This window comes from Pseudomonas taeanensis MS-3, assembly GCF_000498575.2.
Taxonomy (GTDB): Bacteria; Pseudomonadota; Gammaproteobacteria; order Pseudomonadales; family Pseudomonadaceae; genus Aquipseudomonas; species Aquipseudomonas taeanensis.
The window spans coordinates 137,766-164,441 of record NZ_AWSQ01000004.1 but is presented as its reverse complement, the minus strand read 5'-3'; the positions used below and the strand labels follow the sequence as shown (position 1 = coordinate 164,441).

Genomic DNA, 26,676 nt, shown 5'->3' with positions numbered 1-26,676 from the left:
ACAGGACTCAGGTGCAGGATGAATAAGTTGATTAATGGGTGTTGGATGCTTTCCAGCCTGTTGGCATCACCTGCAACACCCAATAAATCCGCTTAAAAACGCTCGAGTTTCGCCTGGGCAGGTAACCCCCCCGGTGGGCGTTTGTCGCGCGCTGCTGGATACCGCAGTCCGGTCGCCTGCCGGTGCCGAATGGCTGGTTTGATGGTGGCTAAAGTGACGTTTTCCCAACCCCTGGAACAAGCCATTTATTGTCATGGATTGATGATCTTTACGCATATGCAAGCCCCCGCTGTGGGGCTGGCAGCGGCCAAGCAAGGCGTTGCGCGTGGCTTTTTGGATTAATGATTAAAAGTCATAAATTCGGCTGTAAAAATCGTTTGTCGAACAATCCCCAGATTCTCGAAACTCGCTGCCAACGGAGCCTGGCCAGTGAGCCTGCCGATCATTACCCACCGTGCCCAGCAGGGGAGAACAACAATGACTTCGACCACTTCTCAACAAATTCCTGTGCATCATCTGGAAACCGTCCTCAACCCGATTCACCAAGCCACCGGGCTGAGTAACGAGTTCTACACCGAGCAGCGTCATTTCGAGCTGGAGCGCGATCAGGTGATGGGCAAGACCTGGGCCTGCGTCGGTTTCGCCAGCGACCTGACCCAGAATGGTTCGGTCAAACCGGTCGACTTCATGGGCCTGCCGCTGCTGCTGATGCGCAATCGCGAAGGCCTGGTGCAGGTGTTCCACAACGTCTGCAGCCACCGCGGCATGAAGCTGGTGCAGGAAGAGGGCACCGTGCAAGGCGTGATCCGTTGCCCCTACCACTCCTGGACCTACGACCTGAATGGCGGCCTGCGCGGCACGCCGCACGTCGGCGGTATCGATGTGCACAAGGACGAGCGCTTCGCCTGCGAAAAGCACGGCTTGAAGGCCATCCGCAGCGCCATCTGGATGGACATGGTGTTCGTCAACCTGTCCGGCGATGCCCAGCCGTTGGAAGACATGCTCGCGCCGTTGACCGCGCGCTGGAGCCAGTTCCTCGGGGATGACGGCATGAGCCTGCTGCGCCGCCGTCCGGGCTTTGATGCCACCACACTGGACATCAACTGCAACTGGAAGCTGGCGGTAGAGAACTACTGCGAGGCCTACCACCTGCCGTGGGTGCACCCGAGCCTGAACACCTATTCGCGCCTGGAAGACCACTACAACATCCTCTTCGACGAGCATTTCGCCGGTCAGGGCAGCTACGCCTACAACCTCTCCGATGTCGCCGGTACGCACCTGCCGAAGTTCCCCAGCTGGCCGCAGGATCGTCTGCGCAACGCCGAATACGTCGCCTTCTTCCCCAACGTGCTGCTCGGTATTCAGGCCGACCACGCCTTCGCCATGCAGCTGGAGCCGGTCGCGCCGGGCCGTACCATCGAGCACCTGCGCCTGTTCTACGTCGGCGACGAGGCCCTGGGTGACGAGTACGCCGCTTGCCGCAACGCCATTCTGGAGTCCTGGAAGGTGGTATTCGCCGAGGACATCGCCTCGGTCGAAGGTATGCAGAAGGGCCGTCACTCGCCCGGCTATGGCGGCGGCGCCTTCTCCCCGGAGATGGACATCCCCACGCATTACTTCCATCAGTGGGCTGCGCGTCAGCTGCTGGCCACCGTACCGTCCGCCTGAGGAGGCCGCCATGTATCCGATTGCATCCCACTGGCTTAACTACATCGACGGCGAATGGCTCGACAGCGAGTCGCGCCTGACGGTGAACAACCCCGGTACTGCCGAGCCAGTGGCGACCATCGCCCAGGCCAGCATCGCCGATGCCGAACGTGCCGTGCAGGCCGCCCGGCGTTGCGCTGACAGTGGCGCGCTGAGCAGCGTGCGCCCGGCGCAGCGGGTCACCTGGCTGCTGCGTATCGCCGCAGAGATCCGTGCGGTGGCCGACGAAGGCGCCTGGGTGCTGTGCCAGGAAAACGGCAAGAGCCTGAACGATGCCCGTGACGAGTTCACCGAGGCGGCGCGCTACTTCGAGTATTACGCCGGCATGGCCGACAAGATCGAGGGCACCTCGATCCCGCTGGGCAACGGTTACATGGATTTCACCCTGTACGATCCGATGGGCGTCTCGGCGCAAATCGTGCCCTGGAACTTCCCGGTATCGATCTGCGCCCGCTCGCTGGCTCCGGCCCTGGCCGCCGGTAATGCGGTGGTGATCAAGTCGCCGGAGCTGTCGCCGCTGGGCATGTGCGTGCTGCTGCGCGCCATTGCCAATGCCGGCTTGCCAAATGGCGCGGTCAACCTGATCTGCGGCCGTGGCCGTGAGGTCGGCAGTCACCTGGTCGGCCATCGCAGCGTCGATCAGATCGTCTTCACCGGCTCGGTACCGACCGGCCAGACCATTCTCCGCGATGCTGCCGAGCACGCCATCCCCAGCGTCATGGAGTTGGGTGGCAAGTCGGCGGCGATTGCCTTCGCCGACGCCGATCGCCAGCAGCTGCTGGCCAGCGTCAAGGGCGGCATCTTCTTCAATGCCGGCCAGGTCTGTTCGGCCATGTCGCGCCTGCTGGTGCAGCGCGAGATCTATGAAGAAATCGTCGAGTCCGTCGTCGAGCTGGCCGAAGGCCTCAGCGTCGGCCTCGGTCAGGACAACCCGGACCTCACTCCGGTGGTCAGCGCCGGGCAACTGGCCAGCATCGAAACCTTGTGTCGGCGCGCAATCGATGAGGGCGCGGTGGCTGCCACCGGTGGTGAGGCTTTCAGCGACAGGGCCGGGCATTTCATGCGCCCGACTGTGTTCCGCGACGTTAGCCCCGAGATGTGCATTGCCCAGGAAGAGGTGTTCGGCCCGGTCCTGGCGATCATCCCCTTCGATACCGAGGAGGAGGCCATCGCCATCGCCAACGGCACCGAATTCGGCCTGGTCGCCGGCGTGTTCACCCAGGACATCAGCCGCGCCATGCGCTGCTCGCGCCGCCTCAAGGCCGGCCAGGTGTTCGTCAACGAGTGGTATGCCGGTGGCATCGAGACGCCGTTCGGCGGTGTCGGTTTGTCCGGTTTCGGCCGGGAAAAGGGCCAGGAAGCCTTGTACAGCTACGTGCGCACCAAGAACGTAGCGATCCGCGTAGCGGGGGAGTAAACGAGATGTTCAAGACCTGGCTCTGTGTAGTGTGCGGTTTGATCTACGACGAAGCGCTCGGCTGGCCGGATGACGGCATCATCGCCGGCACCCGTTGGGACGATGTGCCGGAAGATTGGAAATGCCCCGAGTGTGGCGTCGGCAAGGACGATTTCGAGATGCTCGATATCAGCCCTGTGGTGGCCGCCGCCGCGGTCAGTGCGCCGGTTGCAGCGTCTGTTGCAGCAGCAGTATCGGCGCAGGCGCTGACAGCAACGGCAAAACCGGCCGCCGCCCAGGCGCAGCCGCGCCAGCCAATCGTGATCATCGGCAGCGGCTACGCCGGCTATGGCTTGGCCCAGGCCTTGCGCCGGGCCGATCCGCTGGTCGAGATCCGCGTACTGACCCAGGAGTCGGGTCATCTGTATTCCAAGCCGGCGCTGTCCATCGGCCTGGCCCAGGGCAAGAGCGCCGCAGCGTTGTCCGGTGAGTCGGCCCTGGCCATCGAGAAGCGCCTGAAGATCCGTGTTTATCCGTATTGCACGGTCGAGCGTATTGACGCCGTGGCGCGGCGCCTGCACACCAACATCGGCGAGATGGAGTACGGCCAGTTGGTGCTGGCCAGTGGTGCGGCGCCAATCCGTCTGCCGATCGAAGGCGACAGCGCGGCGCTGCTCAGCGTCAACAATTTGCATGACTACCGCAGCTTCCGTGAGCGCCTGGTCGGCGTGCAGCGGGTGGCCATCCTCGGTGACGGCCTGATCGGTTGCGAGTTCGCCAACGATCTGGCCAGCAGCGGCTTCCAGGTCAGCGTCATCGGCCTCGGTCAGTGGCCGATGGAGCGCCTGCTGCCGGTCGAGGCCGGACAGCAATTGCAGGCCGCCCTGGGCGAGCTGGGCGTGAGCTGGCATTTGCAGAACACCGTGCAGCGCATTGACTCGGCCGAGCAGGGCTATCGCCTGACGCTCGCCGATGGTCAGCGTCTGGAAGCCGATCTGGTGCTGTCCGCCGTCGGTCTGCGGCCCAACCTGGGGCTGGCCGAGACGGCCGGCGCCGCCGTGGGCCGGGGCATCCAGGTGGACGCTCAGTTGCAGACCTCGCAGCCGGGGATATTCGCCCTCGGTGACTGCATCGAGATCGACGGTCAGCTGCTGCCCTACCTGGCGCCGATCAACCAGGGCATCCAGGCGTTGAGCAAGACCCTGCTCGGCCAGCCGACGGCGGTCAGCTACCCGCTGATGCCGGTGACGGTGAAGACCCCGGCTGCGCCGCTGTGCCTGTTGCCGCCTGCTGTTGGCGTAACCGGCGAATGGCGCTGCACCAACACCGACGATGGCCTGAGCGCCGGTTATTACGATGCCGAGGGGGCGCTGCACGGCTTCGTCCTGCTCGGTCGCCAAGCACAATTGCAGCGCAACAGTTGGCTGCAGTCCTGTCAGAACGCTCAACGGGCCGTGGCCTGAGGGCAGTCGCATGAAAAAACCCATCAAGTTGCCCTACGACGACGCCAGCTGCGGCTGGTATGCGGCTCTGCCCGAACAACCGGCCTGCACCCGCCTGCAGGGCGAGCAGCGCGCCGACTACACGGTGATCGGCGCCGGCTTCGCCGGCTTGGCCGCCGCGCGGCGCCTGGCCGAGCACCACCCCGAGGCGCGCATCCTGCTGGTCGACGCCCAGCGCGTGGCCTATGGCGCCTCCGGGCGCAACTCCGGCTTCGTCATCGACCTGCCGCACAAGTTCGCCCTGGAGCATCCGGACCCGGCGCACAAGCAGCGCCTGCTGGCGCTCAATCGCGCCGCTATCGCCCAGTTGCAGGGACTGATCCAGAGTCACAAGATCGACTGCCAGTGGTCCCATGCCGGCAAGTACCAGGGCGCGGTGGGCCCGCGTGGCCTGGCCTACCTCGATCACTTCGAGAAGCTGATGAGCGACCTCGGCGAGCCGTTCCAGCGGGTCGAGCGTGCCGAACTGGCCAAGGTAGTTGGCAGCGATCATTACAGCGGGGCGATCTACACCCCGGGTTGCTACCTGATGCAGCCGGCGGCTCTGGTCACCGGCCTCGGGCGTTCGCTGCCGGGCAACGTCGAGCTGCTGGAAGAGTCGCCGATCCAGCGCCTGGAGCGTGACGGTCAGGGCGGCTGGATTCTGCACGGCAATAACGGCCGTATCCGCACCCCGCAGCTGTTGCTCGGCACCAGCATCTTCACCCAGGAATTCGGTTATCTGCGCAACCGCCTGCTGCCGGTGATGACCTTCGCCAGCTGGACCCGGCCACTGACCGACAGCGAACTGCAGGTGTATGGCGGTCAGCTCGACTGGGGCCTGACCCCGGCCGACCACGCCGGCACCACGGTGCGCATGACTCAGGATCGCCGCCTGATCATTCGCAACACCTACAAGCACGTGCCCAAGTACGGTCAGAGCACCAGCGATGCCATGCGCGCCAGTGTCCGTGAGGATCACCGCAAGGCCTTCCTGGCGCGCTTCCCGCAACTGGCCAACGTGCCATTCAGCCACACCTGGGGCGGCGTTTATGCCATCTCGCGCAACTTCACCAACTTCTTCGGCGAGCTGGAGCAGGGCGTGTACGCCTCGGCCTGCGACAACGGCGTCGGCGCGGCCTGGGGCACCATTTCCGGCACCCTGCTGGCGGATCTGGCGGTGGGCGCGGATTCGGCGCAGCTGCGCGACATCCAGGCGGTTACCGGCATGCCGTCGTTGAACCCGCCGGAACCCTTCCTCGGCCTCGGCGTGCGTTCGCGCATTCGCCTGGCGGCCTGGAACAGTCGGAGCGAGCTATGAGTCAGGTCGTTTCTGGCAAAGGCCCGGTGCTGCTGGTCGATCACCATGACCTGGAATTTATTCCGCGTGGGGGGCCGCCTGGCGCCGCCTTTGTCGCCCGCGCCATCAGCAACGAAGTGTCGCCGAATATCGGTATCGGCTTCGCCCGCTGGGAGGGCGCCGAGGTCAACTGGACCCTGCTGTATGACGAAGTGATCTTCGTCATCGAAGGCTGTTTCGAGCTGCAGGCCAACGGTGAGCTGTACCGGGTCAAACCGGGCCAGCTGCTGTGGATTCCGGAAGGCACCGAGCTGGTCTACGGCGGCCATGCGTTGTTTGGTTACGTGGTGCATCCGGGCGACTGGAAGCAACGTCACGGTTTGGCCTGAGCCTTTGCCCTAGTCATTCTGCCGCCGCATTCCCCTAACCGGAAGCGGCGGTTTTCTTCGTTCTGGCCAAGGAGCCACGCATGCTCGGACTGACACGGACCTTCGGCGCCCTGTACCTGGCCAGCCTGTTGATGCAGCTGGGCTCGACCCTGCTGATGACCTACCTGGCGCTACGCCTGAGTGCCGACGGGGTGGCCGAGTTCTGGGGTGGCGCGCTGATGGCCGCCAACGCCCTGGGCATGGTGGCCGGCGGCAAGGTCGGGCGGGTGCTGATTCAGCGGGTCGGGCATATCCGCACCTATGTTGCCTGTGGCGGGGTGATTTCCGCCGCCGTATTGGCCCACGAATTCAGCAGTGCCTTGCCGCTTTGGCTATTTCTGCGTGCACTGGTCGGCCTGGCGATGATGTGCCAGTTGATGGTGCTGGAAAGCTGGCTCAACGACCGCGCCCGCAGCGACCAGCGCGGCAAGGTGTTGGGCATCTACATGGTGGCGATCTACGTCGGCATGGTGCTCGGCCAACTGGCCCTGAGCTGGAAGGGCGATCTGGGCATCCACGCGCTGCTCGGTGTGGCCATGGCCTTTGCCCTGTGCCTGGTTCCGGTGGCCCTGACTCGCAGCATGCACCCGGCGGCGCTGCAGCCGGCACCCGTGAATATCAAGCTGTTTATCCAGCGGGTGCCGCAGTCGCTGGTCACCGTTCTGATGGCCGGTATTATCTACAGCGCCTTCTTTGGCCTGGCGGCCATCTATGCCAGTCGCCAGGGCCTGGATACCACCGAGGTCGGCCAGTTCATGGCGATGATCATCGGTGCTGGCCTGCTCGCCCAGCTGCCCCTCGGTTGGTTGTCCGACCGCTTGCCGCGGGCCAGCCTGATCCGTGGTGTGGCGGTGCTGCTGGTCCTCGCTTGCCTGCCGCTGGGTTTCTCTCAGCAACCGTCCTTCGGCGTCCTGCTGCTGGTTGGCGCCTGCATCGGTTTTCTGCAGTTCTGCCTGTATCCGCTGGGCGTGGCCCTGGCCAACGACAATATCGAAGCCGAACTGCGTGTGTCCCTGGCTGGCCTGTTGCTGGTGACTTACGGCGTCGGCGCCGCTATCGGCCCGTTGCTGGCCGGCGCGCTGATGGAGCGCTTCGGCGCATCCAGCCTGTATCTGTTCTCTGCCGCCTGCGCCGCACTGCTGGCCCTGGCGGTCGGTCAAGGCAAGGTCAGCGGCGCGCACTTGCAGGAGGATGCGCCGCTGCATCACCAGGCCACCCCCATCGGCCTGGCCAGTGCCACCCTGGCTGCGGCGGTCGAACCGGCCAGCCCAAGCGACAGCGAGGGCGAAACCGAGTCAGCAACGGAAGTGGCTGCGGTAACGTTGGCCGAGCGGCCGGCAAGCTGAGTATTGAATGAGAACCCCTCCTTTAACCTGAGTCAGTTAACTGGAATCCAGCTGATGTTCGACAACAAGAATAAGTACCCGAGCGACGAGTCCGCCAACCAGCCGTTGCGTAACCCGGTCAGCACCCAGACCCTGGAGGCGGCGCGCGCCTACCGCCTGCAGCGGGTGCGCGAGCAACTGCTGGCTGCCGATTGCGCGGCCATTCTGCTGTACGACCCGGTGAATATCCGCTACGCCACCGACACCTCGAACATGCAGGTGTGGACGCTGCATAACTTCGCCCGTTACGCCCTGGTGTTCGCCACGGGCCCGGTGATCCTCTTCGAGTTCCACAACTGCGAGCACCTGCACGAGGGCAACGGCCTGATCGACGAGATTCGTCATGCGGTGAGCTGGAGCTACTTCGGCGCCGGTTCGCGGATCAGTGAGAAGGCCAAGGTCTGGGCCGCGGAAATCGTCGAGCTGCTGCGTCAGCACGCCGGTGAGGGTGCGCGGCTGGCGGTGGACAAGGCCGACTTCGAGGGCCTCGAGTTGCTGCAGGCGCAGGGCCTGACCCTGGTCGAGGGCCACAGCCTGATGGAGGAGGCACGCCGGATTAAATCCGCCGCCGAACTGGAACTGATGCGCTGGACCATCGCCGTGTGCGAGAAAGGCATCCAGCGCATGCACGACGAGCAGCGCCCGGGCATGAGCGAGAACCAGCTGTGGGCCTGGCTGCACTACGAGAACATCCGCCACGGCGGCGAGTGGATCGAGACCCGTCTGCTGGCCTCCGGGCCGCGCACCAACCCGTGGATGCAGGAATCCAGCGAGCGGGTGATGCAGCAAGGCGAGATCGTCTCCTTCGACACCGACCTGATCGGCCCCTACGGCTACTGCGCCGACATTTCCCGGGCCTGGACCGTCGGCCACGTCGCGCCCACGGCCGAGCAGCGCAAGCTGTATGCCCTGGCCTTCGAGCAGGTGCATCACAACATGGACCTGCTGCGCCCCGGCATCAGTCACCGCGAGTTCGTCCAGCGCGCCTGGGACATTCCCCAGCCCTACCAGCACAACCGCTATTGCTGCGTGGTGCACGGCGTCGGCCTGGCCGACGAGTACCCGGCCCTGGCACACAAGGGTGCGGACTGGGACAGCAGCGGTTACGACGGGGTCATCGAGGAAAACATGGTGCTCTGCGTCGAGAGTTATATCGGTGAGCGCGGTGGCAAGGAGGGCATCAAGCTTGAGCAGCAGGTGCTGATCACCCGCGATGGTTGCCAGCCATTGTCGCAATACCCCTGGCAGGATGACTGGTTATAAACAGTCGTGGGTGTAATGACTCTGAGGTAGTGGATATAACGCAATAAAAATAACTCGGTGGTCGGTTCAGTGTGCGGATTAACGGGCGTTAATTGCGGCAGGCATGGTTGTGCCCTTGATTAACAATAAGGTCGTTGTTGTCAGCTTTTATTAATGATCAAAAGTCATTAATAGCGCACATAAAATGATTTGTGGCGAGCGCTTGGCTACCCGACCATCACTTATCTGTTCAATTCGCGGGTCTGTTTTTATTGGCGGTTAACGCCATTGGAATCCTGCCCGGTATTGGCATGACTACAAAAACAATACAGTGAGGACCCTTGCGTGAAAGACATTGCTGCCGATGCTTCAGTGCCCCGGAGTTTCAATATCCAGATATTGGGTTTGAACTTCCATCGGGTTATTTTTCCTGCTTCATTCTCGATTGTGCTGGCCCTGGTGTTGCTGGCCCTGAATGACCCCGCGGCCTTCGGTCAGGCCCTAGAGGGAACCAAGGGCTGGATCCTGAAGAACTGCGACTGGTTCATCATGATCATGGGCAATCTGGCCGTGCTGTTCTGCGCCGGCCTGGCGTTGTCGCCCTTCGGCAAGATCCGCCTGGGCGGTAAAGAGGCCAAGCCCGAGTTCGGTACTCTGTCCTGGTTTTCCATGCTGTTCGCCGCCGGGATGGGCGTCGGCCTGTTGTATTGGGGCGTGGCGGAGCCGGTGGCGCAGTACACCGAATGGTGGAAAACCCCGCTCAACGTGCCCAAGCAGACGCCTGAAGCGCTGCATGCGGCCATGGGTTCGACCATTTTTCACTGGGGTTTTCATCCCTGGGCGATCTACCTGACCAGCGCCCTGGTGGTGGGGTTCTTTGCCTACAACAAGGGCCTGCCGTTTTCCCTCAGTTCCGGCCTGCAGCCGCTGATTGGCAAGGCGCACAAGGGCCTGCCGGGACAGCTGGTGGATACCTTCACCGTGGTGCTGACGGTGTTCGGCCTGGCCACCTCCCTGGGTCTTGGTGCCATGCAGGCGACCGCCGGGATCTCGCATGTTCTGGGCATCCCCAACTCCTTTGGCTTGCAGTTGCTGTTCATCGTGGTGGTGACTGGCGTGGCGGGGTTCTCCCTGTGGCGCGGTATGGATGCCGGGGTCAAGCTACTCAGTAATATCAACATGCTGCTGGCGCTGGGCCTGTTCCTGCTGGTGGTCGCGGGCATTGGTGTGCTGAGCTTCTTCTCGGGGGTGCTGGACACTACTGTCGATTTCGTCGAGTTCTTCCTGCCGCTGGCCAATTGGGTCAACCGCCCGGATCAGGACTGGTTCCAGGGTTGGACGGTGTTCTACTGGGCCTGGTGGTGCACCTGGGGACCGCTGGTCGGGGTGTTCGTCGCCCGTGTTTCCCGGGGCCGCACGCTGCGGCAGATGGTCGGCGTGGTGATGGTGGTGCCGACCATCGTGGCGATTTTCTGGTTCAGCGCCTTCGGCGGTGGCGCCATTGCTCAGGTCATTGATGGCACGGGTGCCCTGGCAGCCGGTCTGGCGGACGTCAACATGGCGATCTTCCAGTTCCTCGAAGTGTTGCCGCTGGCGGCTATCAGCTCGGTGCTGGTGGTGGTCCTGCTGATTATCTTCATGGTCACCTCCATGGACTCCGGCGCCCTGGTGGTCGACAACCTGGCGGCAGGTGGCGATCCGGGGACTTCGCCGGTGCAGCGCGTGCTGTGGCTGGTGATGATTGCCCTGGTCACCATCACGCTGTTCGTGATTGGCGGTGATACCGCGCTCAAAGGCATTCAGGCCGGGGCCGTGGCCATGGGCTTGCCGTTCATGGCGCTGATGCTGTTCTTGATGATCGGCTTTCTCAAGGCGCTGAGCCAGGAACCGCGCGGCTAAGCGGACTCGCCTCGACGCTGGCCGGTGCGCTTGCCGGTCACGCCCGTAGAAATTGTTGCCTGACCTATGCCGGCTCACACCTCAGGGAGTGGGCCGGTTTTTTTTGCGTTACGCCCAACTGGCTACTTGGGCTGCGCCACTGTGCGCAGGTAGGGTTTCAGCGTCTTGAAGCCTTCGGGGTATTTGCGCTGGGCTTCCTCGTCGGACACCGATGTGGGGATGATCACATCCTCGCCTGGCTTCCAGTTCACCGGGGTCGCCACCGTGTGCTTGGCGTTCAACTGCAGGGAGTCCAGCAGGCGCAGCACCTCGTCGAAGTTGCGCCCGGCACTCATTGGATAGACCAGCATGGCCTTGACCTTCTTGTCCGGGCCGATGATGAACACCGAGCGCACCGTGGCGTTGTCCACGGCGGTGCGCGGGCCGCCGCTGGCATTCGGGTGAATCATGTCGTAGAGCTTGGCCACCTTGAGGTCTTCATCGCCGATCATCGGGTAGTTGACCGCATGACCCTGGGTCTCCTGGATGTCGGCGGCCCAGGCCTGGTGGTTGCTGACCGGATCGACGCTGAGTCCGAGGATCTTGGTGTTGCGCTTGTCGAACTCCGGCTTGAGTTTGGCCATGTAGCCGAGCTCGGTGGTGCACACCGGGGTGAAGTCTTTCGGGTGGGAGAACAGAATGGCCCAGCTGTCGCCGATCCAGTCATGAAAGTGCAGGGTGCCTTCGGTGCTTGCGGCGCTGAAGTCCGGTGCTTCGTCGCCAATACGAATGGTCATGTGCAACCTCCTTGCAGGTGATGCCTCGCGGTGTAGGGAATGGCTGTCCGCTGTTGTGGCAATCATTCAGTATAGGCGCTGGAATAGAGGCCACGAGTGGGGCAGGGGACGCCTGGTCGGGAACCTCGGTCAGGTTGCTTCACGCTTCCCCCGTGCGCTGCACTCGGCTAAGGTGCCGGCCATCGACTCCCGCGTTGCGGCAACAGTTAAGGCGCCTATGACTCAACACCCGAACAACCCCCTGCATGGCGTGACCCTGCAAACCATCCTCACCGAACTGGTCGCCCACTACGGTTGGGACGGCCTGGCTCGCTTGATTGATATCCGCTGCTTCAAGAGCGACCCGAGCATCAAGTCGAGCCTGACCTTTCTGCGCAAGACCCCCTGGGCGCGGGAGAAGGTCGAGGCGCTGTACCTGCATATGCTCAAGGGCTAAGCCCTCGTCGCTAGCTAGCAGGGTGTCGGCACATTCGCGGCCAAGGCGGCTTACCTCGCGCTGAACCCTCTGCCTGGATCGACCATCGCGTACGCCTCTCGCCCTGCCTGCACTGCGGAGGTTTTTTACCGATACGGCCCACCCATAAAGTCCGCGGTCATGACGCAGATGGGCTCGTGCATGACGCCCAGAGAACGGTGTGGGGGTGTTTCGCGACCCTATAGTCAGCCGCGCAGAAATAACCTGTTCTGTCCTGGAATGGATTTCCCTTAGTTTGCCTCGCGGTACTTTCGGTTCGACGTTTACGTCGATGCTGGTGACCTCGGCTTATCTAAATAAAAGTGCAAATACATGGGCTGTTAGTGCAGAGCGGAGATTGCCGAGGTAATTGGTGGATTGATGACAATATCTCACTAATCCTGCTCGGATAAATCATTTGTCAAAGGCCCCTCGTTAGAGAATTCTTGGGCCGGAAATATAACCTGGAGATTAATACAAAGTTGCCGGTGACTCGCCGTTGGCTGAGCGTGCAGTAATACATATCGACTATAACAATGGAGAAAAAGGTATGAGCAATTCCAGTGGGTTATGGCGTGGCGTCGACGCCCGGATAACCTTGGTTTCGATGGTGATAATCGTGGCTTTTGTCGCCTTCTGTGGCGTCATGGGCGACAAAGCCGGTGCAATATTCGGCGAACTCTCCACGAGCATTCTGCTGAACTTCAAGTGGTTCTACCTGGCGATGGCTTCGGGCGTCCTGGTGTACTTGCTGTATTTGATGATGAGTCGCTTCGGCAATATCACCCTGGGCCGCGACGGTGAAAAACCGGAGTTCAGCACCACCTCCTGGCTGTCGATGTTGTTCAGTGCCGGCATGGGCATTGGCCTGCTGTTCTGGTCGGTGGCCGAACCGATGTGGCATTACGCCGGCAACCCCTTCAGCGCCACGGCGCTGACCGACGAAGCGGCCGAGTCGGCGATGCGCGTCACCTTCTTCCATTGGGGCATGCACGCCTGGGCCCTGTACCTGATGCCGGCCCTGTGCCTGGCCTATTTCTCCTTCCGTAAAGGCAAGCCGCTGTCCATTCGCTCGACCCTGGTCCCGCTGTTTGGCGAGGCGCGGATGAACGGTTGGTTGGGCGCCATCTTCGACATCCTGATCGTGGTGGTGACGGCTTTCGGTATCGCCACCTCCTTCGGCCTCGGCGTCGAGCAGATGACCACCGGGATCAAGACCTTGACCGGTTATGAGGCCGGCATCGGCGTGAAGATGCTGCTGATCCTGAGCATTTCCCTGGTGGCCATCATGTCGGTGGTGTCCGGTGTGGATCGCGGTATCAAGCTGCTGTCGCTGTGGAACATGGCGCTGTCCCTGTTGATCCTGGCCGCCGTCATGGCGTTCGGTCCGACCCGTTACATCCTCAACACCATCCTCGAGGGCACCTCCGGCTACGCGCAGAGCGTGATCGGCATGAGCCTGTGGAGCGATGCGCAGAAAGACGCGGGCTGGCAGAACTGGTGGACCGCCTTCTACTGGGCCTGGTGGCTGACCTGGGCGCCCTTTGTCGGCACCTTTATCGCGCGCATCTCGCGTGGTCGCACCATCCGCCAACTGGTGATGGGCTCGCTGATCATTCCGGTGCTGTTCAGCTTCGTCTGGATCGGTACCTTCGGTGGCGCCGCGCTGAATTACGAGAAGGCCGATCGGGTCGCCCATCAGGCGCAGGTGGAGAGCCAGGCGTTGCAAGGCGAAGCGGCCGAGTTCAAGGGCGGCGAGGTGCTGCTGGCAACCAAGGCGGACGCGACCAACTCGCTGTTCACCCTGTTCGACAAGATCGAGCAGTCGGCCGGCGTTAGTATCGGCGGGCTGCTCAGTGCACTGGCTTCGCTGCTGATCGTCACCTACTTCGTCACTTCGGCGGACTCCGGCACCCTGGTGGTCAGTACCCTGGCGGCTCGTGGCAGCCTTCATCCGCCGGTGGCTAGTCGGGTCATCTGGGGCCTGATGGTCGGCGCCATCGCTGCGGGATTACTCTGGTCGGGCGGCCTGAAGAGCGTGCAGACCGCAGCTATCTGTGCTGCCCTGCCGATCGCGGTGATCCTGATTCTGATGGCCATGGCCCTGCACCGGACACTGCTGGCCGAGCCAGCGAAGAGTCTGACCTTGACCGATGACTATGAGCCGACGCTTGGCTGATTCCTGCTGAAACACCCGAAAAGCCCGCCACTGATCCTGAAGTGGCGGGCTTTTTTTGCGTGAGTGGCCCCAACCCGCTGCGCGAGTGCAGGCACCTGCACAGGGGTTCAGCCGGTCTCCCGATTCAACCAGTCGAAGAACGCTTTGACCGACGGGTGACGTTCGCGTCCTGGCACGCACAGCACGCTGTAGCCGGCGCCGGGTACGCTGACCTGCGGCCGATAAGGCTGCAGCAGACCGTTGGCCAGGCTTTCTGAAACCAGGATCGAGCTGGCCAGCACCAGGCCCTGACCGGCAATCGCCGCCTGCAACGCATAGTGCTCGTCGTCGTACTCGCGGATGGTTGCCGCGTTCTGCAGCCAGTCTTCGCCGGCCTGCTCACACCACGCCTGCCAACCCAGAGCGTAGAGCTCGGAGTTGTGCCAGTGCACGCTGATCAGTGTCGGCTTCTGTTGTGTGGCTCGCGCCACTTGGGCCGGCGAGCCATAGACCCCGAAGTGTTCCTCGAACAGGCGGATGCCGAAGAGGCTGCCGGCGGGCTCGAAGCCGTAGCGGATGGCCAGATCAACGCTGGCATCCTGGTGCAGGTCGATGACTGCGCAGTTGGTGTCCAGGCGCAGCTTGATGTTTGGTTGCGCGGCATAGAAACGTCCGAGCCGAGGCACCAGCCAGAGCGCCGCGAAGGCCGGCGTGGTGGAGATCGTCAGGTGGCCGGCGCTGCGTTGTGGGCGCAGGGTGTCGACGCTCTGTGCCACTTCCAGCAGGGCGCCATGCAGGCTGCTGAACAGGCGCTCGCCGCCATCAGTCAGGCGCACTCGGCGCGGTAGACGCTCGAACAGGGGAGCACCGAGCCAGGTTTCCAGTGAGCGGATTTGATGCGAGATCGCCGTTGGCGTCACCGCCAGCTCCGCCGCCGCGGCCTTGAAGCTCAGGTGGCGGGCGGCCGACTCGAAGGCGCGCAGGGCGTTGAGGGGCAGGGATGCGAACATGTTGCTCCTATGGATGAATTCAGATCATCTCGAATAACTACTCATCATTTGTTCGGGCGCCTCTGTATGCATAACTTTGCTCCGCAGCAGTAAGCCAGTGAGGCTACCTGATTCCATCTCGGGAAATGACTAACAGATGAACAGAATTCTTGCAGTGCACAGCAGTCCTCGCGGGGAGCGCTCGCATTCGCGGCGCCTGGCAGAGGTGTTTCTCGATGCGTGTCTTGCCGCCCACCCTGGAGCCGAACTGACTCGGCGCGAGGTGGGCCGCGGGTTCATTCCGCATGTCAACGAGGCATTCGTGGCGGCCGCCTTCTACCCTCAGCCAGCGTCACGACCGCTGTCCATGCAGGCCGATCTGGCCTTGAGCGATGTGCTGGTGGATGAGGTGTTGGGTCACGAGCTGCTGGTTATTTCCGCACCGATGTACAACTTCAGCGTGCCCAGCGGGCTCAAGGCCTGGATCGACCAGATAGTACGCATGGGGCGTACCTTCGACATCATTGAGGACAATGGCATCGCGCAGTACCAGCCGCTGGTGTGGGGTAAGCGCGCGGTGATCATCACCAGTCGCGGTGGCCACGGCTTCGGCCCCGAGGGTCCCAACGCCGCGTTCAACCATGCCGATACCCTGTTGCGCACGGCACTCGGTTTCATTGGTATCGAAGATATCAGCGTGGTAGCGGCAGAAGGCGAGGAGTCCGATAACCAGGCTTTTCAGGCGTCCTGTGTGGCCGCCGAGCGGCAACTACGAGTCCTGGCCGAACAGCTGAGGTGAGGCGACGTTGGCTTGAAGCAATTGCCTATAGTCGCCTGCTGGGTTGCCTTGAGAGGGCGCTCGGGATCGCTGTTGCAGATCGAGTTGACGAGTCCGAATGAGCGCGCAGGGCAGTGCCCAGCCGATTACTTCCAGCTGGCCTGTACCGGCGCCAGCGGTGCCTGGCACTGGCTGTTACTGCCCGGCTCCAGGTAAGGCGCGAGGGTCGGGGCCATGCCTTTGAGTACTTGCACCGGCAGCGCCGAGGTGAAGGTGAAGCCTTCCGCCGCCTGGCCGGGAACGAAGGCGGTAAGGGTGCCGTAATGCCGTGGGCCGAGGTAGAAGACGAAGGTGGCGGTGCGGTTGATCGCCCGCGAGCTGAGCACCTGGCCGCCGCGACCGACGGTTTCGACGCGATTGTCGCCGGTACCGGTCTTGCCACCGAGGGTCAGTTGGCGGCCGTCGAGCAGGCTGAAACTGCCTTGCAGGCGCCGCGCGGTGCCGCCTTCGACCACTTGCGAGAGGGCGCCGCGCAGGGCTGCGGCGACTTCCGAGGCCATCACCCGTTTGCCGACGAGGGCCTTGCGCCCAACCAGGGTGTCGTAGGGCGTGTCGGCGGCGAAGTGCAGGCTGTCGATGCGCAGGGTCGGTTGGCGCACGCCGTCATTGAGGATGATGCCCATCAGTTCCGCCAGCGCGGCCGGGCGGTCGCCGGAACTGCCGATGGCGGTGGCCAGCGACGGCACCAGATACTCGAAGGGATAACCGAGGCGCTGCCAGCGACTGTGGATGTCGAGGAAGGCTTCGACCTCCAGCATGATGCGCAACCGACTGTCGCGGGCGCTCTTGTGCCGACTCCTGAACAGCCAGCCGTAGACTTCCTGGCGCTGGTCGCGGCTGGCGGTGACGGCATCGGCGAAGGTGGCCTGCGGATTTTCCAGCAGGTAGCCGAGCAGCCACAGTTCCAGTGGGTGAACGCGGGCGATGTAGCCCTGATCGGGCAGGCTATAGGCGCCAGGCCCGTAGTCCAGGTAGAGCTGGGTGATGCGTTTGTCGGTGAGTTTCGCCTTGGGCAGCTGAGTACGCAGGAAGGCGGCCAGGGTTGCTTCATCGGCTTCCGGCATCAGGTAGCGGTGCACCGCGGCGAGGCGCACCGGGGTGGCGCGCAGGCCGCCGAGAAAGGTCTCGAGGCGCTGCGCTGCCGCCTGGCCACGGTATTTGCGCCAGAAGCGCAGGAGGAAGGTCTTGCCTTCACGGTCGGCAAAACGGCTGAGGTAGACCTGGCGCCGCGGGTCTTTGTCGTCCTTCAGCAGTTCGGCGCTGTTGCCCGGTGCCTGGTAGGTGCTGTAGCGCACCAGATCGCGCATCAGGCGAATGAACGGCAGGTTGATCGACTCGCGCAGCGCTTCGCGCAGGGTCGGGATGCGGCCGTTGTCTTCTTTGCGGAAGTTGGCAAAGCTGTGCAGCCCGCCGCCGGTAAAGAAGCGCTCGAAGGGGCTGGCGGAGTATTTGCGCTCCAGTGCGGCCTCGAGCATGTCGGGCAGGCTGCTCTCGGGGTTGGCGATTAAAAAGGCGATGGCCCAGCGCGTCAGATAGTCCTGGTCGGCGACCTCCACGTTGCGCAGTTCGGCGGCAGGTTGCCTGGCATGGCGCTGATGCAGTTCGGCGATGATTTCCAGGTAGGTGGACAGCACCCGCAATTTGGCGGTGGAGCCGAGCTCCAGTTTGCTGCCTTCGTTGATGTCGAATGGCTGATCGGTGCTGTCGGTCTGCACGCGCACCCGGCTGCCATTCGGCGTGCGCTCGATCAGGGTGAAACTGTAGCGCACGTCGGCGGTCTTCTCCGCAGACAGCAGGCGTTCTCCAAACAGGCCGATCTGTTCGGCAAAAGCGGGGTCGGCGAGTCGTTGCAGATAGTCGGTGACGGTCTGTTGCAGCTGGTTATTCAGGGTGGTGCTGGCACTCAGGTCGAGGCGGTCGAGGTCATACAGCGGCATGTTCAGTAGCCCGGAGAGGCGCGAGCGGGCCACGCTGATGCCTTTGTTGCCATCGACCGTTTGCAGGTTCGGTTGCAGCTGCCAGTTGCGATAACGCAGTTGGCGGGCCAGGGCCGCGTCGCGCAGTGACGTATCGATCAAACCACCGCCCGCCAGCAGGCGGATATGGCTGTCGATCAAGTCGTCCAGTTCATGCCGGCCCTGAGACAGGTAATAGGAGGGTCGCCGCTGGGCGATCATAAATGACAGCACTTGACGCAGAGCCAGGCCACGTTCGGCATTACTGGCCTCGGGCGAGCGGCTGGGGTCGAGCAGGCGGTTGACCTCGGCGAAGTCGGCGCCGTACCAGATGCGCAACCCATCGGCCAGGCCATTCACCTCGCCATGCCCCGGTGCGGCGGAGAGCGGCACACTGTTGAGGTAGTCGCGCACGATGTTTTCCCGCGCCGTCTGCGTGAGGGGGCCGCCCTGATAGGCGCGCACGCTGGCGGAAACCATCTGCCGCAGTTTTTCCGAGGCGGAAGAGGTTAAGCCACCAGGCGAATGACGGTATTTCTCCAGTTGGGTGGCCAGGGTGCTGCCGCCGGCGGACTGATCCTGGACATCCAGTACCTTGCCGATCTGCGACCAGGCGGCCAGGGCGAAGCGCGGCCAGTCCACCGCCGGATTGGCCTGTGCCGGTTCGGGGTCGAGCAGGTGGCGGTTCTCGATGAACAACAAGCTGCCGACGACCAGAGGCGGGATGGCACTGAAGCTTGGGTAGTATTGCTGGGGGTAGCGGAACTGGTAGAAGGGCGTGCCACGGCAGTCGCTGATGCTAAGGCCCGTCTGGATTTTTTCCGGGTAGGGGGGGAAGAAACCGCGCAGGCTGTAGTCGATCAGCGCCGGGGAGAAGCGTGCTTGTTGCAGGATGTTGAAGTCGCGCTGCATCAGGCGGTCGAGCATCGAGGGCAGATAGGCGTAGCCCTGGCGCTTATCGAAGGGGCCGCTTTGGGGGTAGATGATTGCCGGGCTGGGTCCAGGCTCGACGCTGTAGCTCAGGCGACTGGCATAGCGGCTGATTTCCTGAGCCTGAAAATGGGCGCTGCGCATCTCATAGGCGAGTAGCAGGGCGCCTGCCACCAGGATAAACGCCAACAATAGCCAGAATAGCGTCCACAGTTTGCTGCGCGACTTGCCGGATTTCAGGATAACCACTGGCCGGCTGCTCGGTGGGGCGGCAGTTTCATCTGCATCGGTTTGGTGTAATGCACCCATGGTTGCGTTGCCTGGCTAGGTCGTTCCAGCGTTTACACAAGCGTAGTCGTTGGCCAGCTAAATAGACGCAAAGGCTATTAAGCACGGTACAAAAATATCCGTAGAGCCAGTGCCATCCGTCTACCCAGCATGCAGCCGCAGGAGAGTTTCAGTAGACCTTGGCGATGTGATGAATGTCGTTGCCAAACGTCGTACGTGAGACGCCCGTTTTCGCCTCAGGGCACTACAATCGACCCCATCGTTGAACGGCAGCGAGTGGTTTATGCAGCGCGATCACCGGGAACAACTCAATCTCAGCTGGCAGGCCAATGCCGATGCCTGGACTGCCGCGGTGCGCGAGCAGCGTATCGAAAGCCGCCGGCTAGTCACCGATGCGGCGATTATGCAGGCGATCCTGGCCCTGGCGCCCAGGCGGGTACTGGATGTCGGCTGCGGCGAAGGCTGGTTGTGTCGCGGCCTGGCCGAACGCGGTATCGAGTCGGTCGGGGTGGATGCCTCGGTGCCGTTGATCGATAGCGCGCGCGCGGCCGCCGGCACTGGCGGCACCTACCGCGTGTGTGGTTATACCGAGCTACACGGCCAGGCGGCGCAACTCGGTCAGTTCGACCTGCTGGTGTGCAATTTCGCTCTGCTCGAGGAACCATTGGCGCCGACCCTGCAAGCCTTGCAGGGGGTCTTGGCGCCGGGCGGCAGACTGTTGGTCCAGACCCTGCACCCCTGGCGCGCCGGTAACGATGTGGCGTATCGCGATGGTTGGCGAGTGGAAAGCTTCGCCGGATTTGGTGGGGGATTTCAGGAACCGATGCCCTGGTTCTTTCGTACCCTGGAATCCTGGTTGAGCCTGTTCGGTGAAACCGGCTGGCGCTTGCAGTGGTTGCAGGAGCCTTTGCACCCGGAGAGCGAACAGCCGGTGTCGCTGCTGCTGTTGTTGAGTTCGGATGTGTCGCGTTAGTTCAGTTTGCAGGAGATTGCCGAGTGTTTGTTGCGCTGCGGATAGGCTGGCTGCGCGGACGATACGGATAGGCTAGGTACAACGAGGTGGGATGATGCGTACGCTTGAATTGGCTGGCGTGCAGGTGCCGGTGATCGGTCAGGGTACCTGGCGCATGGGTGAGAACTCGAGTGAGCGGCGTCGGGAAGTAGCGGCTCTGCAGCAGGGCATCGAGCTGGGCCTGCGGCTGATCGATACCGCCGAGATGTATGGCGAGGGTGGTGCGGAGGTGGTAGTGGGGCAGGCTATCGCCGGCCGGCGTGAGCAGGTGTTTCTGGTCAGCAAGGTGTATCCGCACAACGCCAGCCGGCAGGGCATGAAGGCGGCCTGCGAGCGCAGCCTGCAACGTCTGAAAACCGAGCAGATCGATCTTTACCTGTTGCATTGGCGAGGTCAGTACCCCTTGGCGGAGAGCGTCGAGGCCTTCGAGCGCTTGCGCGAGCAGGGTAAGATCGGCCGCTGGGGTGTGTCCAATTGCGACCTGGATGACTTGCTGGAGCTGGGTGAGGCCAGCTGCGCGGCAAATCAGGTGCTGTACAACCCCGAGGCGCGCGGGATCGAGTTCGACCTGTTGCCCTGGCAGCTACGCCACGGTATACCGCTGATGGCCTACTGTCCGCTTGGCCAAGCCGGTGATTTGCTGCAGCATCCGGCGTTGCATGAAGTGGCCGAACGGCAGGCATGCACTCCGGCACAGGTCGCCCTGGCTTGGGTGCTGCGTCAGGACGGCTTGATCGCCATCCCCAAGGCGGTCGAGCCGGCGCATGTACACCTGAATGCCGTAGCAGCGACCTTGCATCTGTCGGCCGAGGATTTGGCGCAGATCGACACGGCCTATCCGCCGCCGAGGCGCAAGGCGAATTTACAGCTGGTCTGATGGTCGCCCGCGAGGCGGAGGTCAAAAGATGAAAAAATACTGGATGGTCCTGTGTCTTCTACTGACCGGCTGTGCCGGCTATCGCTACGGCGAGGTCAGTCGTGCCTATGTGGGGCAGGCGCCGAACGCTGCGACCATTGTGCGCGGCACGCAGAGCTGGCTGGAGCTTCCGGGGGCGCGTATTCGCGTCGAGCTGAGCAACGAAGTCCAGCACAGTGAGCATCAGGTGATGCTGTTCATTGTGCCGGTGATGTACGACCCCATGGACAAACCGCTGTACCCGGCCGAGCAGAGCGCCCGACTGCTGCTGGAAATCAGCCCGCAGGTGGGCGCCGCGAGCTTTCGCCCGGAGCAGGTGGTGCTGTCGATAGACGGGCGTGAGCATCGTCCGACCGGGGTGCAGCAGCTGGTAGTTTTCGATTCCGGCCAGTACCCGCTGGCGGGGATGCGCGATGCCGAGGAGCGCAAGCCAGCCGGCGTCGACTATGGCTTGGATCGTCCAGACCGGCATTATCAGTTCTGGCTGCGTTTTGACGCGCCCATGCCGGCACCGACCCAGGACATTCATCTGGATCTTTCCCGTGCCTTGCGCGTGCCAGGTCAGCCAGCGGTGCCGCCGATCCGCTTCCACGCGGTGCCCTGGAAGCAGGGCTACACCTGAGCTTCGAGGGACCCACAGGACAGATCCCAGGGCCCGCACGCCGGACTTCTCAGATATACGGTGATGGTGCAGAATTTCTATCTCTTCCAGTTCGGGCCGGACCTCATGGGCAGCACCACACTGAGCGACGAACAGGTGCGTTTCATCGAAAGCGGCGTGTCGATCAGCGCCGCCTCGCGCGACGTGCGCCGGGTGCCCTCGGTGAGCAAGGTGGTCGCCTGCCGGGTGGCGGCTGACCGGCGCCAGGTGACTATTCTGGTCGACGCGGCGCAGGCTGGCCAGTTGCTGCAGGACGTCGCCGGCAGTGGCAGCATGGCGGTGGTGTTCTGCCTGCCCAGCAGTCACCGCACCTTGCAGCTCAAAGGGCATGATGCCCGCCAAGTACCGCTGGCCGACGGTGATGCCGAACTAGCCGAGCGCCACCGCACGGCTTTTGCCGACGATCTGTTGCCGCTGGGTTATGCACTGCCCTTCGCCCTCGCCACCCATGGTTTTCAGGCCGAACGGCTGCGAGCGCTGAGCTTCACCCTGAGCGACCTGTTCGAGCAGACCCCTGGCCCCAATGCCGGCATGCGGCTGGAGCCCGAGGCATGAGCGGCGGGCCGAGTCTGGATGCCATTCGCCCCTGCCTGGAGGGGGCGGTGCCGGCGGCAATTGCCACCTGCGACGCGGCGGGCACGCCGAACGTTACCCTGGTGTCTCAGGTGCACTATGTCGATCCCAGTCATGTCGCGCTGTCCTTCCAGTTCTTCAACAAGACCCGTGAGAACATCCTGGCCAATCCCCAGGCCACGGTGTTTCTCCTGCACCCGCAGACCAGTGCGCGCTACCGCCTGGCGCTGCTCTATCGGCGCACCGAGACCGAGGGGCCGTTGTTCGAGAGCATGAAGGCCAAGCTCGCCGGGATTGCCTCGCATACCGGCATGAGCGGGGTGTTCCGCCTGCTCGGCGCGGATGTCTACCAGGTGCTGGATATCGAGCATGTAGTTGGCGAGGAGGTGCCGCCGGCGCAGGAAGCACCCTGCCATATCGCCGGCCTGAGCCGCCTGAGCCAGCGCCTTGCCGGCTGCACCGAACTTGCCAGTCTGTTCGAGCAATGCCTGGATGGTCTCGCCGGGTTCTTTGCGATGCCTCAGGCCATGATTCTGCTGCTCGATCCGACCGGGCAGAAACTCTATACAGTGGCCAGCCATGGCTACGCACAGTCCGGTGTGGGCTCGGAGTTTCCCGTAGGGCGAGGGATTATCGGGGTGGCGGCGCAGTTCCGCACGCCGATCCGCATCGCCCACATGGCCTCGGAATACGCCTACAGTCGGGCCATTCACGAGCACCTGGCCGAGACCGGGGTGGGCGACCGCCTGGAGACCGAGATTGCCTTTCCCGGCCTGGCCGAGCCCCATAGCCAGCTGTCGGTCCCGATCCTGGCGGCCGGACGGCTGCTCGGCGTGCTGCACGTGGAACATGCCGAGCCCCATCGCTTCGGCTATGACGAGGAAGACTGCCTGATGGGCCTGGCCAGTCTGCTCGGCGCCTCGATCCTCGCTCTGCAGCAGGCGGCGGATATCCCGCTGGAGGAGGGCGAGGGTGCCCCCGCACCGACGCCGCTGCTGGGCGTACCGCTGGCGGTGCGCTACTACCCGGCCAACAGCAGCGTGTTTCTCGGCGAGGACTACCTGATCAAGGGGGTGGCCGGCGCGATCTTCTGGCGCTTGCTGAGCCTGCATGTCGAGGAACAGCGCAGCGAGTTCAGTAACCGTGAGTTGCGCGTCGATCCGGCGCTGAAATTGCCGGAACTCGACGACAACCTCGAGGCCCGGCTGATCCTGTTGCAGCGCCGGCTGGCCGAGCGCAGCCGCGACATCATTCTGGAGAAGAGCGGTCGCGGGCGCCTACGTTTGCTACTCAAACGCCCGGTGCTGCTGCAGGAAGTCGCCGCTCGCTAGGCGCGCCGCCAGAGCACGTTGCCGGCAAACAACAGTACCGCCAGGAGCATCACCACCGCCGTGCTGCCGAGGATCGGGCCGGCCTGGGGCGTGCCCGTGAGCACCAGGGCCAGAGAGATCATCATCACCGGCAGGAACAGGTTGTGCAGCCAGAATTGCACGCTGGCCAGGCGACTGGCGGCCGCCTTGGGAAAGTAGTGGTAGATCACCCCGACCAGGGTCAGGGTGACCCAGCCGAGCAGGTTCATATGCGCATGCACGGCCATCAGGCGGTGGTCGCCGCTCAGGCCCATGAACACGCCCAGGCCGACGGCCAGGCAGAAATAGACGATGGCGACATAGATCCAGCGACGGGAAAGGGGACTCATCACATAACTCCTCATTAGGCTTGGTTTTGGGCGGCATGCCGGCTCAGGCCGGCAGATCCGCCGGCTCGACCGTGCGGGCAAGGCCCAGCGCGGCATCGAGACGGGCATGGTGCCGCGGCGACAGCTGCGGACCCAGGGTGTCGAGGGTTGCGGTGAACAGCTCGGCGGGAACCTTGGCGCGCAGCTCGAGCAGGAAGCCGGCACGTTCCTCGGGGTTCAGCGCCGGCAGCATCCAGTAGAGGACGTGCTGCATCTCGTCAGGGCTGAGCGAGGCGACTATGCGCTGCTCCAGGGCGATCAGCTCGGCATCGCTGTGGGTTTCCCAGAGCAGGCGATTGTTGTCGCGCTCCTCCTGCTCCATATGCTCGAAGTTTTCCGCGACGAAGCGGGCCACGCGCCGATAGAGGCGGTGGGTGAGGTCGCCGCGGCGCAGCATCGGCAGGTGGATGACCTGTTCGGCCAGGCTGTCCAGCTCGTCCATGGCTTGCCGATGCAGTCGGTGCGCCGCCGAGCTGTAGCGGGTCGCGCCGGGGCGACGCTGTTCCAGGGCAGGATGGACCAGCTCGTCTTCACGGGCGATGTGCGAGCGGCAGAAGACCAGCAGGCCCTGCAGCTCGGCGAGCGCGGCACGGGCCTCGGCGCAGTCCTGCCAGTCGCAACGGCCGAGAGTGCTGAGCGTATGCATCAGGTGGGCGCGCAGACCCTTGTGAATAAACGCATAGATGTCGAAGCGGGGGGCGGGGGAGAGCATCGACTCAATCCTTGGTAGTGGTTCGAGGTGGTCAATGCTAGGGCCGGGCGATTGAGCGGATTGCGAAATAACCCCTANNCGGATGTTTAAGCTTTCCAACGGCGATGCCCGCCGCAGCGGCAAGCTTCGGGACCCAGCGGGTGGGGGGAGGGGAACAGGGGCGGCAGGCTGGCGGAACTCAAGTCGCGGGCTATGGCCATGGCGTTGGCACGTCAGGTTCAACACTGGGCAGAAGGCGTGCCTGGGAACGGCTCGGCACCAGTGCTCTTCCGCCGTTCATCTCTAGGGTTGATGGGGCTGCTGACGCGGGTCGTTTTCAGCCCGGAACAAGGACCGCTATTGCAGTCTGGTCATGGCAAGCCCGCAGAGTTGTGGGTGCAGGACCTTCAACTCTGCGGGCGTGACTCCGTTCATCAATACACAATCTGAACGTCTACAGCCCCTGGCCCATCCCCGGCGGCCATTCGCCGTGTTGGGGCAGCTCGTCGGTGATGGCATGCCAGGCGGCCTTGGAGTTCACGAATATGTGCTCTATGGGCCGAGCGCCTGGATCGCCGTCGACGCTACCGAGCACGACTTCCGAGATTCGGCCGGCATGCCTGCTGGCCAGCGACGAACCGCATTTTCTGCAGAAGCAGCGATAGCGCTCGGCTGAGGATTGGTAGTGTTCGATGCACTCCTGTCCCGCCGTCCAGCGGAACTGCTCGGGGTCGATGATGCCCCAGGTGACATAGGCGGCGCCGTTGGACTTGCGGCAGATGGAGCAATGGCAGTTGCCGATGAAGGCAAAACTCCCGGCAATCTCGTATCGAACGCTGCCGCACTGGCAGCTGCCACGTATGGGCATGGCGTATTCCTCGGTTAGCGCTGCAGAAGCAGCTGGTTAATAGAAGATCGAAGGCAGGTACGCAGCGGCCGGCTCGTTGTACAGGCCGATACTCATCAGCGTCATCGGCTGAACCACGCGCAGGCCGTTATCCAGGCACCAGCGAAACAGCTCCGCATTGCGCGTCGGCACATGGAAGCCCGGTCCCGGATACACTTCGGCCGCGGCAATCAGGGCCTTCACTGCGTCGTTGGTTTCGCCCACGCTGTGGCCGAAGAAGGCAATGATGGTGGTGTAACCGACGATCCGCCCCTCGTGCTCGACGACCCTGGCGGTGCCCTGGCTGATCGCATCGCTCAGCTCGCCGCCGCGATCGTGCCCGTGCACCCGGACGCAGAGCCGGTTGCAGTGGGACAGATCCTCGAGGGTGGCCGGCCTGACCCGATGGCCGGGCGGGCTGACTTTCGGGGGCGTGCCCTGCAGGGTGGACAGCGGTTCGCGCACGACGAAACCGAGCTTGCTGTACAGCGCAAGGGAGCGACCGTGGTACGCCGCCTGCAGCAACCGGGCGCCTGGCAGACGCTTGTCGGCAACCCGCTCGAGGACGTCTTCCATCAGGCGCCGGCCTATGGTCTGGTTCTGAATGTGCGGGTCGACGGTGATCGGCCCTATGCCGGCGATGCTGTTGCGCTCATCGAGGAAGTTGCTGCCGGCGATGCGTCCCGCGGATTCGGCAATCACCGAGTAGAAACCGGGATGGCTGAGGAACCCGGAGAGCAACTCGCTGGCCACCTCTGCTGAGGGGAAGTCAGCTGGAAAGTTGTGCTTGCCGGCGATGGCGCTGAATGCGTCGTAGCAGATCTGACCGCATGCTGCGGCATCCTCTGCAGTGCCGGGCCGGAGCCTGACATCCATCTCGAAGAACTGTGGATTTGCCGCCATGTTCGACCTTCCTCTGTGGGCGTTGAGGAGGTCCATGCTAGGGCGCAGTGAGCCGGCGGATTGCGAAATA

Annotated in this window: 23 protein-coding genes and 1 pseudogene; 17 read left to right on the top strand and 7 right to left on the bottom strand. The window is 63.4% G+C overall.

From position 1 onward, the window contains the following. The first annotated feature begins 477 nt into the window (after positions 1–477). The 9 genes and pseudogenes from TMS3_RS14470 (at position 478) to TMS3_RS14435 (ending at position 10,838) form a co-directional block, all read left to right on the top strand. Positions 478–1,668, top strand: a complete 1,191-nt coding sequence (locus TMS3_RS14470) for an aromatic ring-hydroxylating oxygenase subunit alpha (RefSeq protein ID WP_025165994.1) — start codon at positions 478–480, stop codon at positions 1,666–1,668. A gap of 10 nt (positions 1,669–1,678) precedes the next feature. Next, positions 1,679–3,124: an aldehyde dehydrogenase family protein gene (locus TMS3_RS14465; RefSeq protein WP_025165993.1), complete on the top strand. Its 1,446-nt coding sequence runs from the start codon at positions 1,679–1,681 to the stop codon at positions 3,122–3,124. A gap of 5 nt (positions 3,125–3,129) precedes the next feature. Then, positions 3,130–3,294, top strand: a pseudogene (locus TMS3_RS25630) (rubredoxin); the annotation flags it as partial. Beyond that, positions 3,283–4,566 carry an FAD-dependent oxidoreductase gene (locus TMS3_RS14460; RefSeq protein WP_235576656.1) on the top strand — a complete coding sequence of 428 codons (1,284 nt, stop codon included), beginning with the start codon at positions 3,283–3,285 and terminating at the stop codon, positions 4,564–4,566. The pseudogene TMS3_RS25630 and the gene TMS3_RS14460, both read left to right, overlap by 12 nt. A 10-nt stretch (positions 4,567–4,576) precedes the next feature. Further along, on the top strand, positions 4,577–5,905 hold the full coding sequence (locus tag TMS3_RS14455) for an NAD(P)/FAD-dependent oxidoreductase (RefSeq protein WP_029866367.1): 1,329 nt from the start codon (positions 4,577–4,579) through the stop codon (positions 5,903–5,905). After that, a complete protein-coding gene (locus tag TMS3_RS14450; RefSeq protein WP_025165990.1) occupies positions 5,902–6,273 on the top strand; it encodes an ethanolamine utilization protein EutQ in 372 nt (123 codons plus the stop codon). Before TMS3_RS14455 ends, TMS3_RS14450 begins: the two co-directional genes overlap by 4 nt. Positions 6,274–6,353: 80 nt before the next feature. Next, positions 6,354–7,658 (top strand): MFS transporter, encoded by a 1,305-nt coding sequence (locus TMS3_RS14445; RefSeq protein WP_025165989.1) that lies wholly within the window; start codon positions 6,354–6,356, stop codon positions 7,656–7,658. A gap of 54 nt (positions 7,659–7,712) precedes the next feature. Continuing rightward, entirely contained in the window at positions 7,713–8,960 is a 1,248-nt protein-coding gene (locus TMS3_RS14440; RefSeq protein WP_025165988.1) for a M24 family metallopeptidase, read from the top strand. Positions 8,961–9,284: 324 nt separating this feature from the next. Next, positions 9,285–10,838: a BCCT family transporter gene (locus TMS3_RS14435; protein ID WP_025165987.1), complete on the top strand. Its 1,554-nt coding sequence runs from the start codon at positions 9,285–9,287 to the stop codon at positions 10,836–10,838. Between the two features lie 122 nt (positions 10,839–10,960). Here TMS3_RS14435 and TMS3_RS14430 read toward each other — a convergent pair whose 3' ends face one another. Beyond that, positions 10,961–11,614, bottom strand: a complete 654-nt coding sequence (locus tag TMS3_RS14430; RefSeq protein ID WP_025165986.1) for a peroxiredoxin — start codon at positions 11,612–11,614, stop codon at positions 10,961–10,963. 217 nt (positions 11,615–11,831) lie between these two features. Between TMS3_RS14430 and TMS3_RS14425 the strand changes: the two genes are divergently transcribed. Both TMS3_RS14425 and TMS3_RS14420 read left to right on the top strand, forming a co-directional pair. Continuing rightward, a complete protein-coding gene (locus TMS3_RS14425) occupies positions 11,832–12,050 on the top strand; it encodes a VF530 family protein (RefSeq protein WP_025165985.1) in 219 nt (72 codons plus the stop codon). A 568-nt stretch (positions 12,051–12,618) separates the two neighbouring features. After that, a complete protein-coding gene (locus tag TMS3_RS14420; RefSeq protein WP_025165984.1) occupies positions 12,619–14,247 on the top strand; it encodes a BCCT family transporter in 1,629 nt (542 codons plus the stop codon). Positions 14,248–14,354: 107 nt separating this feature from the next. Here TMS3_RS14420 and TMS3_RS14415 read toward each other — a convergent pair whose 3' ends face one another. Next, positions 14,355–15,236 carry a LysR substrate-binding domain-containing protein gene (locus TMS3_RS14415; RefSeq protein WP_029866365.1) on the bottom strand — a complete coding sequence of 294 codons (882 nt, stop codon included), beginning with the start codon at positions 15,234–15,236 and terminating at the stop codon, positions 14,355–14,357. 136 nt (positions 15,237–15,372) lie between these two features. Here TMS3_RS14415 and TMS3_RS14410 point away from each other — a divergent pair, with 136 nt between their 5' ends. Next, positions 15,373–16,014, top strand: coding sequence for an FMN-dependent NADH-azoreductase (locus TMS3_RS14410; protein ID WP_025165983.1), 642 nt, complete (start codon positions 15,373–15,375; stop codon positions 16,012–16,014). A 125-nt stretch (positions 16,015–16,139) separates the two neighbouring features. Here TMS3_RS14410 and TMS3_RS14405 read toward each other — a convergent pair whose 3' ends face one another. After that, positions 16,140–19,247 carry a transglycosylase domain-containing protein gene (locus TMS3_RS14405; RefSeq protein WP_025165982.1) on the bottom strand — a complete coding sequence of 1,036 codons (3,108 nt, stop codon included), beginning with the start codon at positions 19,245–19,247 and terminating at the stop codon, positions 16,140–16,142. Positions 19,248–19,509: 262 nt separating this feature from the next. Between TMS3_RS14405 and TMS3_RS14400 the strand changes: the two genes are divergently transcribed. From TMS3_RS14400 to TMS3_RS14380, 5 genes are all read left to right on the top strand, one after another. After that, a complete protein-coding gene (locus TMS3_RS14400; protein ID WP_025165981.1) occupies positions 19,510–20,199 on the top strand; it encodes a class I SAM-dependent methyltransferase in 690 nt (229 codons plus the stop codon). A gap of 94 nt (positions 20,200–20,293) precedes the next feature. Beyond that, on the top strand, positions 20,294–21,115 hold the full coding sequence (locus tag TMS3_RS14395; protein ID WP_025165980.1) for an aldo/keto reductase: 822 nt from the start codon (positions 20,294–20,296) through the stop codon (positions 21,113–21,115). A 28-nt stretch (positions 21,116–21,143) separates the two neighbouring features. Next, a complete protein-coding gene (locus TMS3_RS14390; protein ID WP_025165979.1) occupies positions 21,144–21,776 on the top strand; it encodes a hypothetical protein in 633 nt (210 codons plus the stop codon). A 63-nt stretch (positions 21,777–21,839) separates the two neighbouring features. Then, complete coding sequence (locus tag TMS3_RS14385) at positions 21,840–22,370, top strand: hypothetical protein (protein WP_025165978.1); 531 nt, start codon at positions 21,840–21,842, stop codon at positions 22,368–22,370. Beyond that, positions 22,367–23,719 carry a GAF domain-containing protein gene (locus tag TMS3_RS14380; RefSeq protein WP_025165977.1) on the top strand — a complete coding sequence of 451 codons (1,353 nt, stop codon included), beginning with the start codon at positions 22,367–22,369 and terminating at the stop codon, positions 23,717–23,719. The genes TMS3_RS14385 and TMS3_RS14380 overlap by 4 nt, the downstream gene beginning before the upstream one ends. On the opposite strand, the gene TMS3_RS14375 is transcribed toward TMS3_RS14380, so the two are convergent. From TMS3_RS14375 to TMS3_RS14360, 4 genes are all read right to left on the bottom strand, one after another. Then, entirely contained in the window at positions 23,716–24,087 is a 372-nt protein-coding gene (locus tag TMS3_RS14375) for a hypothetical protein (protein WP_025165976.1), read from the bottom strand. The two genes, TMS3_RS14380 and TMS3_RS14375, sit on opposite strands and share 4 nt — an antisense overlap. Positions 24,088–24,130: 43 nt before the next feature. Further along, complete coding sequence (locus TMS3_RS14370; RefSeq protein ID WP_025165975.1) at positions 24,131–24,838, bottom strand: hemerythrin domain-containing protein; 708 nt, start codon at positions 24,836–24,838, stop codon at positions 24,131–24,133. Positions 24,839–25,271: 433 nt separating this feature from the next. After that, positions 25,272–25,685, bottom strand: a complete 414-nt coding sequence (locus TMS3_RS14365; protein ID WP_025165974.1) for a GFA family protein — start codon at positions 25,683–25,685, stop codon at positions 25,272–25,274. Between the two features lie 36 nt (positions 25,686–25,721). Then, positions 25,722–26,606 carry a GNAT family N-acetyltransferase gene (locus TMS3_RS14360; protein WP_200929671.1) on the bottom strand — a complete coding sequence of 295 codons (885 nt, stop codon included), beginning with the start codon at positions 26,604–26,606 and terminating at the stop codon, positions 25,722–25,724. Positions 26,607–26,676: the final 70 nt, after the last annotated feature.

Coding starts and splice junctions, on each gene's coding strand:
- TMS3_RS14400 (WP_025165981.1), top strand. CDS start 19,510: ATGCAGCGCGATCACCGGGAACAACTCAATCTCAGCTGGCAGGCCAAT.
- TMS3_RS14385 (WP_025165978.1), top strand. CDS start 21,840: ATGGTGCAGAATTTCTATCTCTTCCAGTTCGGGCCGGACCTCATGGGC.
- TMS3_RS14420 (WP_025165984.1), top strand. CDS start 12,619: ATGAGCAATTCCAGTGGGTTATGGCGTGGCGTCGACGCCCGGATAACC.
- TMS3_RS14360 (WP_200929671.1), bottom strand. CDS start 26,606: ATGGCGGCAAATCCACAGTTCTTCGAGATGGATGTCAGGCTCCGGCCC.
- TMS3_RS14410 (WP_025165983.1), top strand. CDS start 15,373: ATGAACAGAATTCTTGCAGTGCACAGCAGTCCTCGCGGGGAGCGCTCG.
- TMS3_RS14375 (WP_025165976.1), bottom strand. CDS start 24,087: ATGAGTCCCCTTTCCCGTCGCTGGATCTATGTCGCCATCGTCTATTTC.
- TMS3_RS14465 (WP_025165993.1), top strand. CDS start 1,679: ATGTATCCGATTGCATCCCACTGGCTTAACTACATCGACGGCGAATGG.
- TMS3_RS14450 (WP_025165990.1), top strand. CDS start 5,902: ATGAGTCAGGTCGTTTCTGGCAAAGGCCCGGTGCTGCTGGTCGATCAC.
- TMS3_RS14405 (WP_025165982.1), bottom strand. CDS start 19,247: ATGGGTGCATTACACCAAACCGATGCAGATGAAACTGCCGCCCCACCG.
- TMS3_RS14395 (WP_025165980.1), top strand. CDS start 20,294: ATGCGTACGCTTGAATTGGCTGGCGTGCAGGTGCCGGTGATCGGTCAG.
- TMS3_RS14380 (WP_025165977.1), top strand. CDS start 22,367: ATGAGCGGCGGGCCGAGTCTGGATGCCATTCGCCCCTGCCTGGAGGGG.
- TMS3_RS14470 (WP_025165994.1), top strand. CDS start 478: ATGACTTCGACCACTTCTCAACAAATTCCTGTGCATCATCTGGAAACC.
- TMS3_RS14370 (WP_025165975.1), bottom strand. CDS start 24,838: ATGCTCTCCCCCGCCCCCCGCTTCGACATCTATGCGTTTATTCACAAG.
- TMS3_RS14415 (WP_029866365.1), bottom strand. CDS start 15,236: ATGTTCGCATCCCTGCCCCTCAACGCCCTGCGCGCCTTCGAGTCGGCC.
- TMS3_RS14430 (WP_025165986.1), bottom strand. CDS start 11,614: ATGACCATTCGTATTGGCGACGAAGCACCGGACTTCAGCGCCGCAAGC.
- TMS3_RS14425 (WP_025165985.1), top strand. CDS start 11,832: ATGACTCAACACCCGAACAACCCCCTGCATGGCGTGACCCTGCAAACC.
- TMS3_RS14390 (WP_025165979.1), top strand. CDS start 21,144: ATGAAAAAATACTGGATGGTCCTGTGTCTTCTACTGACCGGCTGTGCC.
- TMS3_RS14440 (WP_025165988.1), top strand. CDS start 7,713: ATGTTCGACAACAAGAATAAGTACCCGAGCGACGAGTCCGCCAACCAG.
- TMS3_RS14365 (WP_025165974.1), bottom strand. CDS start 25,685: ATGCCCATACGTGGCAGCTGCCAGTGCGGCAGCGTTCGATACGAGATT.
- TMS3_RS14445 (WP_025165989.1), top strand. CDS start 6,354: ATGCTCGGACTGACACGGACCTTCGGCGCCCTGTACCTGGCCAGCCTG.
- TMS3_RS14455 (WP_029866367.1), top strand. CDS start 4,577: ATGAAAAAACCCATCAAGTTGCCCTACGACGACGCCAGCTGCGGCTGG.
- TMS3_RS14460 (WP_235576656.1), top strand. CDS start 3,283: ATGCTCGATATCAGCCCTGTGGTGGCCGCCGCCGCGGTCAGTGCGCCG.